Genomic DNA, 17,746 nt, shown 5'->3' with positions numbered 1-17,746 from the left:
ATCGCGACCTCAGGCGTCGCTTTCGGTAAAGACCTCGTCCCGGCGCTTGCGGATCTGGGGCAGGAAGACCAGCACCAGGATCGCGGCGGCCATCAGAAGCAGCGTGGCGCTGATCGGACGGGTGATGAAGGTGGTCGGATCGCCCCGTGACAGGATCATGGCCCGGCGCAGGTTCTCTTCCAGCAGGGGGCCAAGGACGAAGCCCAGAAGCAGCGGTGCGGGTTCGCAGCGAAGCTTGGTCATCGCGTAGCCGAGCAGCCCGAAGAACGCGACGGCGTAAAGGTCATAGGTGTTCGAGGCGACCGAATAGACCCCGATCGAACACATCGCCATGATGATCGGGAACAGCACGTAATAGGGCACGGTCAGCAGTTTGACCCACAGCCCGATCAGCGGCAGGTTCAGGACGACCAGCATCAGGTTCCCGATCCACATGCTGGCGATGATGCCCCAGAACAGCGCCGGTTGTTCGCTGACGACGTTCGGACCCGGTACGATGCCCTGGATGATCATCGCGCCGATCATCAGCGCCATGACCGGGTTCGCGGGAATGCCCAGCGTCAGCAGCGGAATGAAGCTGGTCTGCGCGCCGGCATTGTTCGCGCTTTCCGGTCCCGCGACGCCAGCAAGGGCGCCCTTGCCGAATTCCTCGGGGTGCTTGGACAGCTTCTTTTCCACGGTATAGCTGGCAAAGCTGGCCAGGATCGCGCCCCCGCCGGGCAGGATGCCCAGGACCGAGCCAACGGCGGTGCCGCGCAGGATCGGGCCGATCATCTCGCGCAGCTCGTTGCGCGTCGGGAACAGACGGTTGATGTTTTTGGTCATCACTTCTCGATCATGCTCATCTTCAAGATTGCGCAGGATCTCGGCGATGCCGAAGACGCCGACGGCCAGGGCCACGAAATTCAGCCCGTCGGCATATTGGGTGATGCCCAGCGTGAAGCGCGGCGCGCCGGTATAGATGTCGGTTCCCACAAGGCCCAGCAGCAGGCCAAGCACGACCATGGCCAGCGCCTTGAGGACCGAGCCATGGGCAAGGGCCACCGACATCACCAGACCCATCACCATCAGGCTGAAATACTCGGCCGCGCCGAATTTCAGCGCGATGGTGGTCAGGGGTGGTGCAAAGATCGCGACAAGGAAAGTCGCGACAGTGCCGGCAAAGAACGACCCGATTGCGGCCGTCGCAAGCGCGGTTCCGGCGCGGCCTTTCCGCGCCATCTGATAGCCGTCGATCGCCGTCACGGCGGACGAACTTTCGCCCGGCATGTTGATCAGGATCGCAGTGGTCGAGCCGCCGTATTGCGCGCCGTAATAGATCCCGGCGAGCATGATCAGCGAACTGACCGGTTCAAGCTGGAACGTGATCGGCAGAAGCATGGCGATGGTGGCCGTCGCGCCGATCCCCGGAAGCACGCCGATCAGCGTGCCAAGGATGACCCCGATCAGGCAGAAGGCCAGGTTCGCCAGAGACGAGGCGACCGAAAAGCCAAGGGCAAGGTTGCTGAGAAGATCCATGCCGCCCTCCTCAGAACTGAAGCCAGGGGCCGAAGCGGCGGAAGGGCAGGCCCAGCCCATAGCTGAAGATCAGCGTCGACAGCACCGTGACCGCCAGCGCCAGCACCAGCGCGTACAGCGGCCGCATTCGAACCGAGGCCTGCGCGGCGATCAGCGTCGTCAGGAACAGCGCCGGAACGAAGCCCAGTCCGCGCACCGTCAGTCCGAAGAAGACCGGCGCGGGCAGGATGAACATCAGGCCGCGCCAGGCGACCTTGCCAAAAGGTTCGTCCGCGCGGCCGAATGCTTTCAGCAGGATCAGCAGGCCCAGCAGGAACAGCAACCCCGACAGGACCATCGGGAAGTAGCCGGGCCCCATGCGCAGCGACGTCCCGATCTCCAGCCCGGTGGTTTGCCAGCCGAAAAAGGCCGCGGCGGCCATCAGCAGAAGGCCGGTCGCGATATCCGTGGAATCCTTGGGTTTGGTGGACATGTTTCCCCCCTGTTCAATGCGGTTTCCCGCCGCGCCGGGCGCGGCGGGACCGAAAGGGTTAGTCGGCATAGACGCCGGCGGCGTCGATCACCGGTTTCCAGCGCGCAATCTCGGATTCGAGTTTCGCTTTCAGCGCGGCGGGGGTTGCATCCTCGGCGGGCGAGGGCGCGGTCCCGAGATCGGCCATGGCCTTGACGACGCCTTCATCCGCCAGCGCGGTCTGCAGCGACTTCGACAGGCGCTCATTCACCTCGGCCGGGGTGCCCTTGGGGGTATAGATGCCATGCCAGATGCCGACCTGAAGATTCTCAAGCCCCGATTCCTTGGCCGTGGGCAGGTCGGGGAACAGCGGCAGCCGTTCGGGCGTAGTGACGGCATAAGCCTTGATCGTGCCGCCCTGAATCTGCTGGGTGGTGTTGGTCGTCTGGTCGCACATGATATCGACCTGACCGCCCAGAAGGTCGGTCATCGCCGGGCCGGTCCCCTTGTAGGGAACGGTGACCAGCGGCGTGTCCAGCGCCTGCATCAGCAGCATGCCGCACAGGTGCGAGGCCGCCCCGATCCCGGCATTCGCCAGCGTCAGTTTGTCGCCATTGGCCTTGACGTAATCCATGAAGCCCTTGAAATCGGTGGGCTCAAGATCCTTGCGCGCGACGACGACCATCGGCACCTCGGTCACGAGGCCCACATATTCAAAGGCGTTCAGCGTGTCATAGGCGAGGTTGCGATACAGCGTGGCCGAAGTCGCCATGCCGATATGGTGCAGCAGGATCGTATAGCCGTCGGGTTCAGCCTTGGCGACCTGGCCCGCGCCCAGCGTGCCGCCAGCGCCGCCGACGTTTTCCACGACGATCTGTTGGCCAAGGTCTGCCGACATGCGCTCGGCCACCAGCCGGGCGACGGTATCGGTGGGACCGCCGGCCGAAAATGGCACGACCATGGTGATCTGGCGGTCGGGATAGCCCTCGGCGAAAGCCGGCGCGGTCAGCATGGTCACGGCGCAGATCGCACCGAGAAGTTTCGAGATTGCCATCTTCCCCTCCCAAGGAATGCAGGTTCGGCGGACTCCTCATCGTGCCGCCGCTTGGGTCAGACTGGGGGCGACGCGGGTGCATCGCCAAATGCAAAGCACGGTCACCGGCCGGAATTGGCGGGCGGCGCATATGGAATGGGTGAAAAAGGTGACATCACGGGATTGAGAGGGGTGGATTTCCACCCATCATCGGGTCAACCCGGCCCGTCGTTTCCGGGGTCAAGGATCAGACGCCGGTCCAGCGCGTATTTCTGCATCTTCTCGTAAAGCGTCTTGCGGGAAATCCCGAGCGTTTCATAGACTGGGCGCAGCCTGCCACCATGCGCGGCAATGGCGCCGGCGATCAGGCTGCGTTCGAAACTGGCGACACGGTCGGACAGCTTCGCACCCGGATCTGGGCCAAGTTCTGCCCCCTCCAGCCCCAGCACGAACCGTTCGGCCAGATTGCGCAGCTCGCGCACGTTTCCCGGCCAGTCCCGTGCCGCAAGACCGGACAGGAAGGCGGCCGGGGCTTCGCGCTCGGGGATGTTGTGCCGGGCGGCAGATTCCCTGACCAGTTGCAGGAACAGCAAGGGGATGTCCTCGCGTCGTGCCGCAAGCGGGGGGACATGCAGGACCGCGACATTCAGCCGCCAGAACAGATCCTCGCGGAATTCGCCGCGTGCGACGGCCCCGGTCAGGTCGGTCTTGCTGATTGCAATGAAGCGGACGTCCAGCGGCACCGGGTCGTTCGAGCCAAGGCGGGTGATGACGCGTTCCTGCAGGACACGCAGCAGCTTTGCCTGCATTTCGGGCGGCATCGAGCCGATCTCGTCCAGCAGGACCGTGCCGCCGCGGGCATGTTCGAACTTGCCATAGCGCGGGCGCAATGCGCCGGGAAAGGCCCCGGCCTCGTGACCGAACAGCTCGGATTCGATCAGCGCTTCGGGCAGGGCGGCGCAGTTGATGGCGATGAAGGGCCGCCCGGCACGGGCCGAGATGTCGTGCAATGCGCGCGCCACCACCTCTTTGCCCGCGCCGGTCGGGCCGATGATCAGCGTATCCGCGTCCGAAGCGCCGATGGCGCGCAGTCGGTATCGCAGATCGACCATGACCTGGGTGCGACCGGGCAGGCGGGCCTCGACGTCGTCGCGCTTGCCGGCGACGGCGCGCAGGCGGCGGTTCTCCAGCACAAGACCACGATGTTCGGCAGCACGACGGATGACCGTTGCCAGATCCTGAACGACAAAGGGCTTTTCGATGAAGTCATAGGCGCCGCCCCGGATCGCTTCGACCGCAAGGGGCACCTCGGCATGGCCGGTGACAAGGATGACCGGAATTTCGGGATCGACCTCGTGCAACCGACCAAGCAGCGTCATGCCATCCATGCCGGGCATTCGGATGTCGCTGACGACGACGCCGGAAAATCCCGGCCCCGCCAAGGCCAGCGCCTCGTCCCCCGATCCCAGCGGCTCGACATCGAAGCCCGCCAGTTCCAGCGCCTGCGTGGTTGAGCTGCGCATCTGCGGGTCGTCATCGACCAGAAGAACCCGCGCCAGCCCGCTCATGCCGCGACCCCGGAAGAGGTGGCGACATGCAGCCGGACGCAGAACTCGGCACCCGGCTGGGCGTTGCGGCAGGAAATCTCTCCGCCGAAGTCGCGCACGATATTGGCTGTGATCGACAGCCCCAGCCCCAGTCCCGCGCCGACGCCCTTGGTCGTGAAGAACGGGTCGAAGATCCGCCCGGCAATCGCTTCGGGAATGCCCGCACCGCGATCGCGGACGCGAATGGCGATCACCTCGCCTTCGAGCCGGCCCGACAGGGTGATGCGCCGGTCGGTCGCGGTCTCGGCCGCGTCTGCGGCGTTCGAGACCAGGTTGACCAGCACCTGCTGCAATCGCGTCGGACCGGCGCGCAGGGCCGGAAGGTCGGGGGGCACATCAATTTCAAGCGTGGCGCCGCTTGCCGCCAATCGGGCGGCGACGATGGTGCGGGTTTCATCCAGCAGCGCGGGCAGCGACACCGCCCCCAGCACGTCGTCGGGCTTTCGCGCCGCCTGCCGCAGATGCTTGCCGATGGCCGCCATCCGGTCGACCAGCGACAGGATCTGGCCGATATTGTCCCGCGCCCGCGCATAATCGCCGCGCTCGATCAGGATGGCGGCGCTGTCGGCATAGTTCCGCGCCGCGGCCAACGGCTGGTTGATTTCATGCGAGAGCGAGGCGGACATCTGCCCCAGCGCCGCCAGCTTTCCGACCTGGACAAGGCTGGCCTGAGCCGCCCGCAACTCGGCCTCGGTCGCGCGACGCTCGGCGATCTCCTGCTCCAGCTGGGTGTTGGCACGGGCCAGCGCGGCCGTGCGTTCGATCACGCGGCGCTCAAGCTCGGCATGGGCGAAACGCTCCATCGCCAGCCTCTCGGCGGTCTGGGCACGACGCTGGCGCCACATCAGCGCACCGAAACCGGCGGCAGATAGCAGCAGCACAAGGCCAAGCACGGCAAAACGTGCCTCGGCCCGCAGGTTCGCGCTGTCCAGCAGCACATGTACGGTCCATCCCGCCTCGGGCATCTGGTCCGAGGCGACGACATATTCCCTGCGACCCGCGCCGTCGGGAAGCCGCAACAACGGAACCCCATGCAGGACCAGCCGCTCCAGCGCGAATTCCGTTACCGGCGTCTCGGCATAGCGGCGAACGGCGGCGCTGCGGGCGGTGCGTTCGGGGGTCAGGGGAAGAAGGCTGTGGTAAAGCCAGCCGGGCTGTGAGGACAGGAAGACGGTGCCGTCCGGGTCGGTGACCAGCACGCGAAATTCGCCGCCTTGCCAGGACCGTTCGATCCGGTCGACGCCGATCTTGACCGCGACGACGGCCATGATCCGGCCTGCATCGTTCCTGACCGGAGCCGAGAAGTAATAGCCCCTGACCCCCGACGTCGTCCCGACCCCATAGAACCGCGCCGGGTGCCCGGCCATCGCGTCGATGAAATAGGGGCGATAGCTGAAATTCTGGCCGATGAAACTTTGCGGACCCCGATAGGTCGAATGGGCGATCGTCTCTCCGTTCGGCAGGATCAGGTAGATGTCCGAGGCCTCGACCGTGGCGTTCTGCTCGGCCAGCCACAGGTTTGTCTGCCGGCGCAGCGCCGCATCGTTGGGCGAGGCGGCAAGTTTCTGGATCAGGTCCAGATCGCCCACCAGTTGCGGCACGACCTCGTATCGCGAAAGATCGGCCTGCAGCGCGTTCACGGTCAGGCGCAGCGCATTCGCAGCGCGGCTTTGGCCAGCGGCCAGCGACTGCTGAAGGGCAAGCTGTCCGCCAAGCCACAGGATCAATGCCAGCAGCGCGGCGATGGCGGCGGAGGGCAGGATACGATTGCCCTTGCCCTGACGGGACCCGGGCAGCGTCAGGCGCATCGGCAGGCGGGCAGGGGTCGGACCGACCCCCGGATCAGGTTCATTGCGGCTTCCTCACATCCCTGTGTGGAATGTGACAGCAAGGCTCGCGCCGTGCAATATCGCCGTCAGATCACCAGCACGCCCGAGTGCTTGGCCTTGTGTTCCGGTTCCACGTGAATCGTGATCTGCGCCCCCGGCAGATGCGCGCGAAGCGCCTGTTCGACGCGGTCGCAAATGTCATGCGCCTGCTCGACCGTGGTCTGTCCCTCGACCACCAGGTGAAAGTCGATGAAGGTCTTCGGCCCGGCATGGCGGGTCCGCAGGTCATGCGCCTCGATCGCGCCGGTCGCGTGGTCCGAGATGGTGCTGCGGATCGTATCAAGCGTTTCTTCGGACACGGCTTCGTCCATCAGACCGGAGAGGGACGAGGCCATGACCCGCCAGCCCGACCAAAGGATGTTCAGTGCGACCAGCGCCGCCAGCGCGGGATCAAGCACCGACCAGCCCGTCAGCACCGCCAGCGCAACGCCGACGACCACGCCGCCTGACGAAATCACGTCCGACAGCAGGTGATGCCCATCCGCGACCAGCGCGGGCGAGCGATGGCGCCTGCCACCCCGGATCAGCACCCAGCACCACCAGCCGTTGATGCAGCTTGCGACGACGTTGATCAGCAACCCGCCTAGCGGTGCGTCGAGCACGCGCGGATTCAGGAATCCGTGCCACGCCTCGCGCAGGATCAGCAGCGCCGCGACGATGATCATGACGCCTTCCAGCACGGCGCTGAAGAATTCGGCCTTGTGGTGGCCATAGGGGTGGCCCCGGTCGGCTGGTTTCGCCGCGACGCGAATGGCGATCAGCGCGGCGACCGCGGTCGCCACGTTCACCGTGCTTTCAAGCGCATCCGACAGCAGCGCGACCGAGCCCGTCAGCCACCAGGACAAAGCCTTGAGACCCAGGACCAGCAGGCCGACGAAAATGCTGCCGATTGCGATTCTCTCGGTCGCGGACATCTGCGCTTCCCTGTTCGAATCTGTGGAAGGGCGTTTTAGCGGGGATCGTCGGAGACGCCAACCACCCGGTTCCGCAAGAAAGCACGGGCGACTGGCGGTTTGCGGGCTTTGCTGTCCTTTCCTTATCCTGCACAATGAACCCGCTGAAGACAGACGACCAAGGGGCAGCAGCTCGTTCATCGCCAGAACAGGGAAAGCGAACTTGCGAATTTCGATCACATTCGGTCCGACCTTCGACCTGAACCCTGCAATACGCCGAGGTATAGTGTCCGTGATCCTCACCCCCGCCGAGGCGGAAACCGCCGTCTGGTCCGATGACCGCCTGACCTACCGCACCCGCCGCCCGCCCGAGGAGGTGATGGCCGACTGGGAAACCCACGGCTATGCCGCCAGCGATTTCCAGCGCGTCGAAATAGCCCCTTGGGTGGAACGCCGCGACGACCAGCCCTGGACGGGACGAAAACGGCGCATCCATCGGCAGTGAGGGGGCAGAGCTGCGGCCGAAGCTCCCGCTCGCCCCTTGCAGTTTCACACTTGGAGCGTTAGCTCAGAGATCCGTTTACAGCATCCTGTTCAATTTTGATCAGTGTGAACGAGGGCGGCAAAGCCACCTAAGACCCTAAATGTCTGATTAGAGGTCAATGATGCAGATCCTGCACACATCTTACGAAGCTAACAAAGAAGCTGCTCTTCAAGGGCTGGAGCATTATTACGCAGAAGCTCTTGAAGTGGCGGGTGAAACGGCACCCGAATTCCCTACTGCTTATCAAGAAGTAAATGGGCAGGTCAGTCTTGAAGCCCATAACTCAGGAAGCACTGTCGGGCGCCTGCTAGCCACTTATGACGATTTGACCAATTCCATCCGCATAGACTTTCTTTTTGTCGAGAAATGGCAGCGTGGTCAGAATATCGGTGGGCTGTTAATCAAACATTTGGAGCAGGATGCTCGCTCCAAATCGGTACAAATGATGTTTGTCGACACGACTCTGGCCAGCGCGCCAGATTTCTACCGCAAGCAAGGCTTTGAAGTTATCGGGCAAATCGAAAATTACCCCGTTTTGGGCGATACCTACATTCTGATGATGAAGAGGCTTTAAGCTACGCCCTTACCGGAACTGGACAGGTTGATGAAACACTGCTCATGAGCAGGATGATCGAGCAACCTCAACGTCCGGTAAGGGCTCAATCCCGCCGTCCATCGGGAAGTAGAAAACGGGGGCCTTTCGGCCCCCGCTTCATTCACTCTGCCGGCACTGCTGCCAGATCCTCCACATCCGCGATGGGATGTTTCAGGTGGGCGAGCATTTCTTTCGGGCAAACTTGCAGGAAGTTGGCCTTTTCCTCGGCCCAGTTCTGCAGGATCTCGCCCGCGCGGAACGAGCCGGTCTCGCGGAAATGGCGCTCGACCAGGCCTTTCACCTCGTCTTCCCAATGGGGCTGGGTGACGGGGCATAGGATCAAGGTCTCGGCGTTGATATAGTCGCGGGCCACGCCTTCGGGGTCGTAAAGATAGGCCATGCCCCCGGTCATGCCCGCGCCGAAGTTGGCACCGATGCGGCCCAGGATCACGGCGACGCCGCCGGTCATGTATTCGCAACCGTTGCTGCCGCAGCCCTCGATCACCACCTTCGCACCCGAGTTGCGGACGCCGAAGCGCTCGCCCGCGCGGCCGGCCGCGAACAGGTGACCGTCGGTCGCGCCGTAAAGCACGGTGTTCCCAATTATGGTGTTGTCGGCCGCGACCAGCGGGCTTGCCATCGGGGGACGCACGACGATGGTGCCGCCCGACAGGCCCTTGCCGACATAGTCGTTCGCATCGCCCGAAACCTCGATCTTCAGGCCTGGCGCCGCGAATGCGCCCAGCGACTGGCCTGCCGAACCGGTCAGGCGAACGGTCAGGTGGTCGGGTTGCAGGTTGTTGCGCATGCCGAAGGTCTGCACGATCATCGACGAGGTCCGCGTGCCGACCGTCCGCAGGGTGTTCCGCACCGCATAGGACAGCTGCATCTTCTCGCCATCCGAGAAGAAGCGGCTGGCATCGCGGATGATCTCGGCGTCCAGCGTGTCCGGAACCGCGTTACGCGGTTTCGAGCGGTCGTAGACGATCTTGTCCGAGCCATCGACGGTGATCAGCAGCGGGTTCAGGTCGAGGTCATCCAGCGACTTGTCGCCACGGCTGACCTGCGTCAGCAGGTCCGCACGGCCAATGATCTCGTCCAGCGAACGGGCGCCGATGCTGGCCAGGATCTCGCGGACTTCGGTGGCGTAGAAGGTGATGAGGTTCACCACCTTGTCAGCCGAGCCGTTGAACATGGCGCGCAGCTTTTCGTCCTGGGTGCAGACGCCCACCGGGCAGGTGTTCGACTGGCACTGGCGGACCATGATGCAGCCCATCGCGATCAGGGCGGCGGTGCCGATGCCATATTCCTCGGCCCCCATCATCGCTGCCATGACGATGTCGCGGCCGGTGCGCAGACCACCGTCGGTGCGCAGGGTGACGCGGTCGCGCAGACGGTTCATCGCCAGAACCTGATGCGCCTCGGTCAGGCCCATCTCCCACGGAAGACCGGCATATTTGATCGAGGTCGCGGGGCTGGCCCCGGTGCCGCCATTGTGCCCCGAGATCAGGATCACGTCGGCTTTCGCCTTGGCCACACCCGCCGCGATCGTGCCGACGCCGCTGGATGCCACCAGCTTCACGGTGATCTTGGCGCGCGGGTTGATCTGCTTCAGGTCATAGATGAGCTGCGCCAGATCCTCGATCGAATAGATGTCGTGGTGCGGCGGCGGGCTGATCAGGGTCACACCCTTGGTCGAATGCCGCAGCCGCGCGATCAGGTCGGTGACCTTCATGCCGGGCAGCTGGCCACCCTCGCCGGGTTTCGCGCCCTGGGCGACCTTGATCTCCAGCTCTTCGCAGGCGTTCAGGTATTCGGCGGTGACACCGAAACGGCCCGAGGCGACCTGTTTGATCTTGGCGCAGGGGTTGTCGCCATTCGGCAGCGGATGGCTGTGGGCCGGATCCTCGCCACCTTCGCCACTGTCGGATTTCGCGCCGATCCGGTTCATGGCGATGTTCAGGGTCATGTGCGCCTCGGGCGACAAGGCCCCCAGCGACATGCCCGGCGTCACGAAGCGCTTGCGGATCGAGGTGATCGATTCGACCTCTTCCAGCGGCACCGGCTTGCCAAGCGCCTTGATGTCCAGAAGGTCGCGCAGATGGATCGGCGGGTTCGCCCGCATGGTCGCGGTGAACTTCTTCCAGACGTCATAGGACGCCTTTTCGCAGGCGAGTTGAAGCAGGCGCATGGTGTTGGCTTCCCAAGCGTGCTTTTCGCCCGAGCGGCGCGCCTTGTAGAAGCCGCCGACCGGCAGCAGGTCGGTGGTCTCCGCGTCGAAGCCCTTGGCGTGGATATCCTCAAGCTTGGCTTGCAGGCCGTGCAGACCCATGCCGGAAATCCGCGACTGCATGCCGGGGAAATATTCCGCGACCATCGCGCGGGACAGGCCGACCGCCTCGAAGTTCAGGCCGCCACGATAGGACGAAAGGACCGAGATCCCCATCTTCGCCATGATCTTCAGCAGGCCCGCATCGATCGCATCGCGATAGTTGCGCATGTTGTCGATCAGGCTGCCGGTCAGCAGGCCGCGCTCGATCCGGTCGGCAATGGTGTCCTGCGCGAGATAGGGGTTCACCGTGGTCGCGCCGCAGCCGATCAGCACCGCGAAATAATGCGGGTCGATGCATTCGGCCGAACGCACGTTCAGCGAACAGAAGGTGCGCAGCCCCTTGCGGGTCAGCCAGCTGTGGATTGCGCTGGTCGCCAGGATCATCGGCAGGCCGATGCGATTGGGGCCAAGCGTCTCGTCGGTCAGGACCAGGTGGCCTGCACCGGAACGCACGGCGTCCTCGGCCTCGGCGCGGATGCGCGCCAGTGCCTCGCCCATGGCTTCGGGGCCCGCGCCGTCGGCAAAGGTGCAGTCGATCTGCGTCACCGCATCGCCGAACATCTTCGCCATTTCGGCAAATTCGGCGTTGGCGACGAAGGGGCTTTCCAGCACCAGGATTTCGGTCTGAGCCGAGGATTCGTCCAGCACGTTCTTGAGGTTACCGAAGCGCGTCTTCAGCGACATCACGCGGGTTTCGCGCAGGGAGTCGATCGGCGGGTTGGTGACCTGGCTGAAGTTCTGGCGGAAGAAGTGCGACATCGGGCGATACTGGCCCGACAGGACCGCGGGCGGGGTGTCGTCGCCCATAGACGCCAGCGCCTCCTTGCCGTCTTCGGCCATGGGGGTCAGCATCGTTTCGATTTCTTCGATCGTATAGCCAGCCGCGATCTGGCGGCGGCGCAGCGCCTCGCCATCGTAAACCACCTGTTCGGGCAGTTCCTTCATGACCTCGGACAGCTCGACGACCTTTTCCAGCCACTCGCCAAACGGCTGGCTGTTGGCCAGACGATCCTTGATGGCGCGGTCGTGGTAAAGACGGCCTTCCTTCATGTCGACTGCGATCATCTGGCCCGGACCCAGCGCGCCTTTTTCACGCACCGAGGTTTCGTTGATCGGGACCATGCCCGCTTCCGAACCGGCAATCAGCAGGTTGTCACCGGTGATGACGTAACGCAGCGGGCGCAGCCCGTTCCGGTCCAGACCACCGCAAACCCAGCGGCCATCGGTCATGGCCAGCGCGGCCGGGCCGTCCCACGGCTCCATGACGGCGTTGCAATAGGCATACATGTCGGCCCAGACCTTGGGCATGTCGGTCGTTGCCTTGGACCAGGCTTCGGGCACCAGCATGGTCTTGGTCATCGGGGCCGAACGGCCCGAACGCACCATGACCTCGAACACGGCGTCCAGCGCTGCCGAGTCGGACGAGCCGGCCGGGATGATCGGCTTGATGTCCTCGGCCATCTCGCCAAAGGTGCGCGACGCCATGCGGATCTCATGGCTGCGCATCCAGTTCGAGTTGCCCTTCAGCGTGTTGATCTCGCCGTTGTGGGCCAGCATGCGGAAGGGCTGTGCCAGCCACCATTGCGGGAAGGTGTTGGTCGAATAGCGCTGGTGATAGATCGCGAATGCGCTCTCGAAACGCTCGTCCTTCAGGTCGGGATAGAACTCCGCGACCTGCTCGGCCAGCATCATGCCCTTGTAGATGATCGAGCGGCAGGACAGCGACGCGAAGTACAGGCCGGCGATCTGCGCGGCGATGGCCGCCTTCTCGATCCGGCGGCGGATGATGTACAGCTCGCGCTCGAACTGCTCCTGATCGATGTCCTTTTCGCAGCGGATCAGGATCTGCTCGATCTCGGGGCGCGTCGCGTTGGCCTTTTCGCCCAGCACCGAGGTGTTCACCGGGACGTGGCGCCAGCCATAGATGTAATGGCCCATGCGCAGGACTTCGGATTCGACGATGGTCCGGCAGGATTCCTGCTGCGCGAAATTGGTGCGGGGCAGGAAGCACTGGCCTACGGCGATCAGCTTCGACTGGTCCGGTTCGTGCCCGGTGCGGCGGACCTGGTCATAGAAGAAGGGGACCGGGATCTGGACATGGATGCCCGCGCCGTCGCCGGTCTTGCCGTCCGCGTCCACCGCGCCGCGATGCCAGATCGCCTTCAGCGCGCTGATCCCGCTTTCGACCACCTTGCGGCTGGCCTTGCCATCCAGGTTCACCACCAGGCCGACGCCGCAGGACGAATGCTCGTCCTCGGCACGGTAAAGCGAATTCTCCGCCATCCAGTCGCGGCGGGCCTGTTCCTTCTGTTCCCAGTCCATCACGTCCGTGCCTCCTTCAAGTTCATAAGCTGCCTCAGCAGGTCGGGCCTTTGCCCCCGGACCATCTGCAGGTCGCAATCATATTCCGGCTTGGTCGAGCCAAATCCGGGCTGTCCCGGAAAGGAAAACCTGACCGGACTGTCATTCGAGTTCTCGCTGGCGCCGGTCCAGTCGCTGGATGTCTCGACGCCGCCATAGAAACGTCCCTGCGCCCGGCTGATGAACTGCTGCCCCTCGCGTTCGATCAGCACGTCGCCGGATTCGCTGTAGGTCGTCAGGTGAAAGCGGGTCCGCTCCAGCTCGACGCCGTCGATGCTGATCTTTTCACCCGTCAACTCGTCGCGGCCGACATGATGCAGCCGCTCGCCACTGTTCGAGCGCGTCCAGAAGTCGAAATCATCCGACCCTGTCGCCAGCAGCCCCGAAAACGAGGCATCGTCCTTGGCCCCATCCTCAAGCGTGTCCACCAGACCGGTGCGAAGGTCGGTGCTTTCCATCCAGCGCGTCTCGCGGTCGATGCGCGACTGATAGGTCGCGCCCTCGGGCGTGAAATAGACGACCCACTGATCCCCGGGCGCGTCCCCGCTGCAGCGGTAATGCTGCGAAACGGTACAGCCGCGGTTCTGCACCGTCACTTCCAGCCGACACCCGTCCGGAGGTGCGAAATTCGCCGCCAGGGCAGGCAGGGCGGGAAGGGTCAGCAAGACTGCCATTGCCCCGGAAAGCATCCGACCGCGCGCAGCATGCAAGGCCTGCCGCCGATCTGCGCGCGGTGAACAGGCGGTATCTGCCATGTGCACCATCTTCACGCTCTCCTATTCGGCAGCGACGCGCGCCGCGCCCGAAAGGTAGCCCACGATGCTGTCGGCCGCTTCGCGACCGTCGCGGATCGCCCAGACGACAAGGCTGGCGCCGCGGACGATGTCGCCGACGGCGAAGACGCCCGGCAGGCTGGTCTGGTGAGTCTGGAAATCGGCCTTGATCGTGCCCCAGCGGGTCACTTCCAGCCCGTCCACGCCCCAAAGCCGCGGCAGTTCCTCGGGTTCGAAGCCCAGGGCCTTGATGACCAGGTCTGCGGGTTCGTCGTAATCCGCGCCATCGATCAGTTCGGGCGACTGGCGACCGCTGACGTCGGGTGCGCCCAGACGCATCTTCTGGATGCGGACCGAGCTGATGGTCGGGATGTCGCCGGTTTCGTCGACGTCGCGCTCTTGCGCCTCCATCGCCTCGCCGGTGACATGGCCGCTGAACGAGCCGGGGGCCGACAGCCAGACGAATTCGACGCCTTCTTCTTCGGCGTTCTGGACCTCGCGCTGGCTGCCCGGCATGTTCGCACGGTCGCGGCGATACAGGCATTTGACCGATTGCGCGCCCTGACGGATCGCGGTGCGCACGCAGTCCATCGCGGTATCGCCGCCGCCGATGACGACGACTCGCTTGCCCTTGGCGTTCAGCTCGCCATCCTCATAGTCGGGAATCTCGTCGCCCAGATCGACCCGGTTCGAAGCAGTCAGGTAATCCAGCGCGCGCACGACGCCGCGGGCATGGGCATTGTCGATATCCAGATCCCGCGTCTTGTAGACACCGGTCGCGATCAGCACCGCATCGTGCTTGCCGCGGATCGCGTCGAAGCTGATATCCTCGCCGACATTGGCGTTCAGGACAAATTCCACCCCGCCATCCGCCAGCAGCTTGTTGCGGCGCTCGACGACTTCCTTTTCCAGTTTGAAGCCGGGGATGCCATAGATCAGCAGCCCGCCCGCGCGGTCGTGACGGTCATAGACGGTGACCTGATAGCCCATGCGACGCAGGCGATCGGCTGCGGCAAGACCGCCGGGCCCCGCGCCGATGATGCCGATGGATTCCGGCCGCTCGACCGCGGGAACGATGGACTGGACCCAGCCTTCCTCCCATGCAGTGTCGGTGATGTATTTCTCGATCGCGCCGATGGTGACGGTGCCGTGGCCCGACTGCTCGATCACGCAATTTCCTTCGCACAGGCGATCCTGCGGGCAGATGCGGCCGCAGATCTCGGGGAAGGTGTTGGTTTCCTGGCTGCGCAGATAGGCTTCCTGGGTGCGCCCCTCTGCGGTCAGGCGCAGCCAGTCCGGGATGTTGTTGTGCAGCGGGCAATGCGACTGGCAATAGGGGACGCCGCACTGGCTGCAGCGGCTGGCCTGTTCCTTCGCCTTTGCATCGGCGAACTCGCGATAGATCTCGTGGAAATCCTCGGATCGGGTGGCGGCATCACGCTTTTCGGGCATTTCGCGCCCGATGGTGACGAACTTGAGCATCTTTTGCGTGGCCATGGCTGCGCATCCCCCGAAATAGCAAGCTAGTGAAAGCCTGATATGCCAGCGCGAAACCAAATAAAAGTCAGCACAGTTTACCTATTTGTCGATTTTCCGGCCCGCGAGCCTGAAATCTGGCCCGCGGCGGTCGAAAATAGGTCAGTATAGTTTACCAACCAAGCGACAAGGCCAACAAGGCAAGGCCGCCAACGATGATTCGCCACCAGGCGAAGACCGCATATCCATGCATCGAGACATAGTTCAGCAGTCCCCGCGCCACGACCAGCGCCGACAGAAAGGCGCAGACGAAGCCGATGACGATGTTCCCGGCCGAGGCAGCGTCAAGGATGTCCCGATTCTTGTAGAGATCAAAGACAAAAGCCCCCAGCATCGTCGGCATGGACAGGAAGAAGCTGAATTCGGCGGCGGATCGCTTGTCCGCGCCCAAAAGCAATGCGCCCGTAATCGTCGCGCCCGAGCGCGAGACCCCCGGCACCATCGCAAGGCACTGGATCAGCCCGATCCCCAGCGCACGGCCCAGCGGAATGTCCTCGGCCGCGTGATAGCGGGGCGTTTTGGCCATGCGATCGACGAAAAGCAGGACTACGCCCCCCAGGATCAGCATCGAGGCGATCAGGATCGGGGTTTCGAACAGCACGGTCTTGATGATGTCATGGGCCATGACGCCGATGACGACTGCGGGCAGGAAGGCGATCAGCACCGACAGGATGAAGCGCCGGGCGCGGGGATCGTGCGGCGCGGTCGAAAAGATCCGCCACAACCGACCCGCATAGACGCTGAGGATCGCAAGGATCGCCCCCAGCTGGATCAGCACCTCGAAGGCCCGTCCGGGTGAATTGAAACCCAGGAAATGTCCGGCCAGAAGCACGTGTCCGGTGGACGATACGGGAATGAACTCGGTCAGCCCTTCCAGCAGACCGAGCAGGGCGGCGACGATCGTGTTATGTTCCATCAGCTCCGGCGCAGGTTCTTCGCGGTCGCGGTCATCGCCTCGTATTGTCCCGAGGGACGGAAGCGCCACAGGTATTCGCCGATCACCGCAGGCGCGGCCGTCGGCTCGATTCCCAGGTCGGCAAAGCCACGTGCGGTGCCCGAGGCGACATTGGGATGTTTCAGCAGACGCAACTGGTCAGGCGTCATGAAGCGGTTGGCAATCAGCCCGCCGCTGATCTTCTCGATCCCGTTCATGACGGCGGCGATTGCGCCCGATACCCAGTTCGGCAGGCCGATGACGACGCGGCGGCGGTCGGTCGCCGTCAGGATCTGGCCTACCAGCTCGCGCATGGTGACAACTTCGGGTCCGGCCAGCTCATAGATGCCCGGCTCTGCTGCTCCGGTCGCGCCCATCGCAGCGGCGCGGGCAACGTCGAGGACATAGACCGGCTGCAGCTTTGCATTGGCGCCCGGCAGCGGCATCACCGGTCCCAGCCGCGTGGCGGCCGCAATGCGGTTATAGAACTTGTCGTCGGACCCAAAGATGACCGAGGGGCGCAGGATCATGGCGTCGGGCCGGTGCTTCAGCACCTCGGCCTCGCCCCGTGCCTTGGACGTGGCATAAAGGCTGTCCGATTCCGGGTTCGCGCCCAGGGCAGATACATGGACCAGCCGCGCGACCCCGCGCTCGGCCGAGATGCGGGCGATGCGGCCCGCGGCTTCTTCGTGGACCGCGCCAAAGGTGTTGCGGTCCCGGTTCGCCATGATCCCGACGCAGTTGATGACCGCATCCGCATCGGCCATGCAGGCCGAGACCGACAGGTCGTCGCGGACGTTGCAGGGCACAGGCTCGATCTGGCCGGGGGCACCATAGGTGCGGACGATCCCCGCTTCGTTTGGACGGCGCACAGCGACCCGGACGCGCCAACCTTGCGAGGCCAGTGCGCGTGCGATTTGCCGGCCAAGGAAACCGGACCCGCCATAAATGGTGACAAGCTTGGCTGCGGACATGGCTCTCGCTCCTTCTAGGCGTGCCTTGATGGCGTGCTTTCCCGCTCATTACCCAAGCCGGGGCCAAGCGGCAAGCCGTGCGATCCCCGGGGCGGCGGGGAAGGGGCGCGAAGGGGGCTTCAGGGGCGCTCAAAGAAAAAAAATCGGCTCCGATGAAAAAACTTATCGAATGCCATTGACGCCTCCCGCCACTCCCTTTAGAGACCCCTCCACACCACCTGCCCAGGTGGCGGAATTGGTAGACGCGCACGGTTCAGGTCCGTGTGCCGCAAGGCGTGGAGGTTCGAGTCCTCTCCTGGGCACCAT

The 17,746-nt window shown here is 64.2% G+C and carries 13 protein-coding genes and 1 tRNA gene; 3 read left to right on the top strand and 11 right to left on the bottom strand.

What is annotated here, in order from left to right:
- Window positions 1-9 precede the first annotated feature (9 nt).
- The 6 genes from RM190_RS17050 to RM190_RS17025 form a co-directional block, all read right to left on the bottom strand.
- Window positions 10-1,518 carry a tripartite tricarboxylate transporter permease gene (locus RM190_RS17050; protein WP_311760668.1) on the bottom strand — a complete coding sequence of 503 codons (1,509 nt, stop codon included), beginning with the start codon at window positions 1,516-1,518 and terminating at the stop codon, window positions 10-12.
- A 10-nt stretch (window positions 1,519-1,528) separates the two neighbouring features.
- Window positions 1,529-1,990 (bottom strand): tripartite tricarboxylate transporter TctB family protein, encoded by a 462-nt coding sequence (locus RM190_RS17045; protein WP_311760667.1) that lies wholly within the window; start codon window positions 1,988-1,990, stop codon window positions 1,529-1,531.
- 58 nt (window positions 1,991-2,048) lie between these two features.
- On the bottom strand, window positions 2,049-3,023 hold the full coding sequence (locus RM190_RS17040; protein WP_311760666.1) for a tripartite tricarboxylate transporter substrate-binding protein: 975 nt from the start codon (window positions 3,021-3,023) through the stop codon (window positions 2,049-2,051).
- Window positions 3,024-3,217: 194 nt separating this feature from the next.
- Window positions 3,218-4,570 carry a sigma-54-dependent transcriptional regulator gene (locus RM190_RS17035; RefSeq protein WP_311760665.1) on the bottom strand — a complete coding sequence of 451 codons (1,353 nt, stop codon included), beginning with the start codon at window positions 4,568-4,570 and terminating at the stop codon, window positions 3,218-3,220.
- Complete coding sequence (locus tag RM190_RS17030) at window positions 4,567-6,417, bottom strand: sensor histidine kinase (RefSeq protein ID WP_311760664.1); 1,851 nt, start codon at window positions 6,415-6,417, stop codon at window positions 4,567-4,569. The genes RM190_RS17035 and RM190_RS17030 overlap by 4 nt, the downstream gene beginning before the upstream one ends.
- Before the next feature lie 107 nt (window positions 6,418-6,524).
- The gene (locus tag RM190_RS17025) at window positions 6,525-7,412 is read right to left on the bottom strand and encodes a cation diffusion facilitator family transporter (protein ID WP_311760663.1); all 888 of its coding nucleotides are present in this window, start codon (window positions 7,410-7,412) and stop codon (window positions 6,525-6,527) included.
- A gap of 271 nt (window positions 7,413-7,683) precedes the next feature.
- Between RM190_RS17025 and RM190_RS17020 the strand changes: the two genes are divergently transcribed.
- Both RM190_RS17020 and RM190_RS17015 read left to right on the top strand, forming a co-directional pair.
- Window positions 7,684-7,896 carry a hypothetical protein gene (locus RM190_RS17020; RefSeq protein WP_311760662.1) on the top strand — a complete coding sequence of 71 codons (213 nt, stop codon included), beginning with the start codon at window positions 7,684-7,686 and terminating at the stop codon, window positions 7,894-7,896.
- A 157-nt stretch (window positions 7,897-8,053) separates the two neighbouring features.
- The gene (locus RM190_RS17015; protein ID WP_311760661.1) at window positions 8,054-8,509 is read left to right on the top strand and encodes a GNAT family N-acetyltransferase; all 456 of its coding nucleotides are present in this window, start codon (window positions 8,054-8,056) and stop codon (window positions 8,507-8,509) included.
- 142 nt (window positions 8,510-8,651) lie between these two features.
- On the opposite strand, the gene gltB is transcribed toward RM190_RS17015, so the two are convergent.
- The 5 genes from gltB to RM190_RS16990 all read right to left on the bottom strand — a co-directional run bounded on the left by gltB (window position 8,652) and on the right by RM190_RS16990 (window position 17,440).
- Complete coding sequence (gltB, locus tag RM190_RS17010) at window positions 8,652-13,184, bottom strand: glutamate synthase large subunit (RefSeq protein WP_311760660.1); 4,533 nt, start codon at window positions 13,182-13,184, stop codon at window positions 8,652-8,654.
- On the bottom strand, window positions 13,184-13,897 hold the full coding sequence (locus RM190_RS17005) for a hypothetical protein (protein WP_311760659.1): 714 nt from the start codon (window positions 13,895-13,897) through the stop codon (window positions 13,184-13,186). The genes gltB and RM190_RS17005 overlap by 1 nt, the downstream gene beginning before the upstream one ends.
- Window positions 13,898-13,999: 102 nt before the next feature.
- Window positions 14,000-15,493 carry an NAD(P)-dependent oxidoreductase gene (locus tag RM190_RS17000; protein WP_311760658.1) on the bottom strand — a complete coding sequence of 498 codons (1,494 nt, stop codon included), beginning with the start codon at window positions 15,491-15,493 and terminating at the stop codon, window positions 14,000-14,002.
- A gap of 151 nt (window positions 15,494-15,644) precedes the next feature.
- Window positions 15,645-16,448: an undecaprenyl-diphosphate phosphatase gene (locus tag RM190_RS16995; RefSeq protein WP_390908575.1), complete on the bottom strand. Its 804-nt coding sequence runs from the start codon at window positions 16,446-16,448 to the stop codon at window positions 15,645-15,647.
- Entirely contained in the window at window positions 16,448-17,440 is a 993-nt protein-coding gene (locus RM190_RS16990; protein WP_311760657.1) for a complex I NDUFA9 subunit family protein, read from the bottom strand. Before RM190_RS16990 ends, RM190_RS16995 begins: the two co-directional genes overlap by 1 nt.
- A gap of 220 nt (window positions 17,441-17,660) precedes the next feature.
- On the opposite strand from RM190_RS16990, the gene RM190_RS16985 reads away from it, so the two are divergent.
- Window positions 17,661-17,745 (top strand) — tRNA-Leu (locus RM190_RS16985).
- Window position 17,746: the final 1 nt, after the last annotated feature.

The organism is Paracoccus broussonetiae (assembly GCF_031854425.1).
Classification (GTDB): domain Bacteria; phylum Pseudomonadota; class Alphaproteobacteria; order Rhodobacterales; family Rhodobacteraceae; genus Paracoccus; species Paracoccus broussonetiae.
The sequence above is the reverse complement of the archived record's forward strand: the minus strand, read 5'-3'. Positions and strand labels throughout refer to the sequence as shown.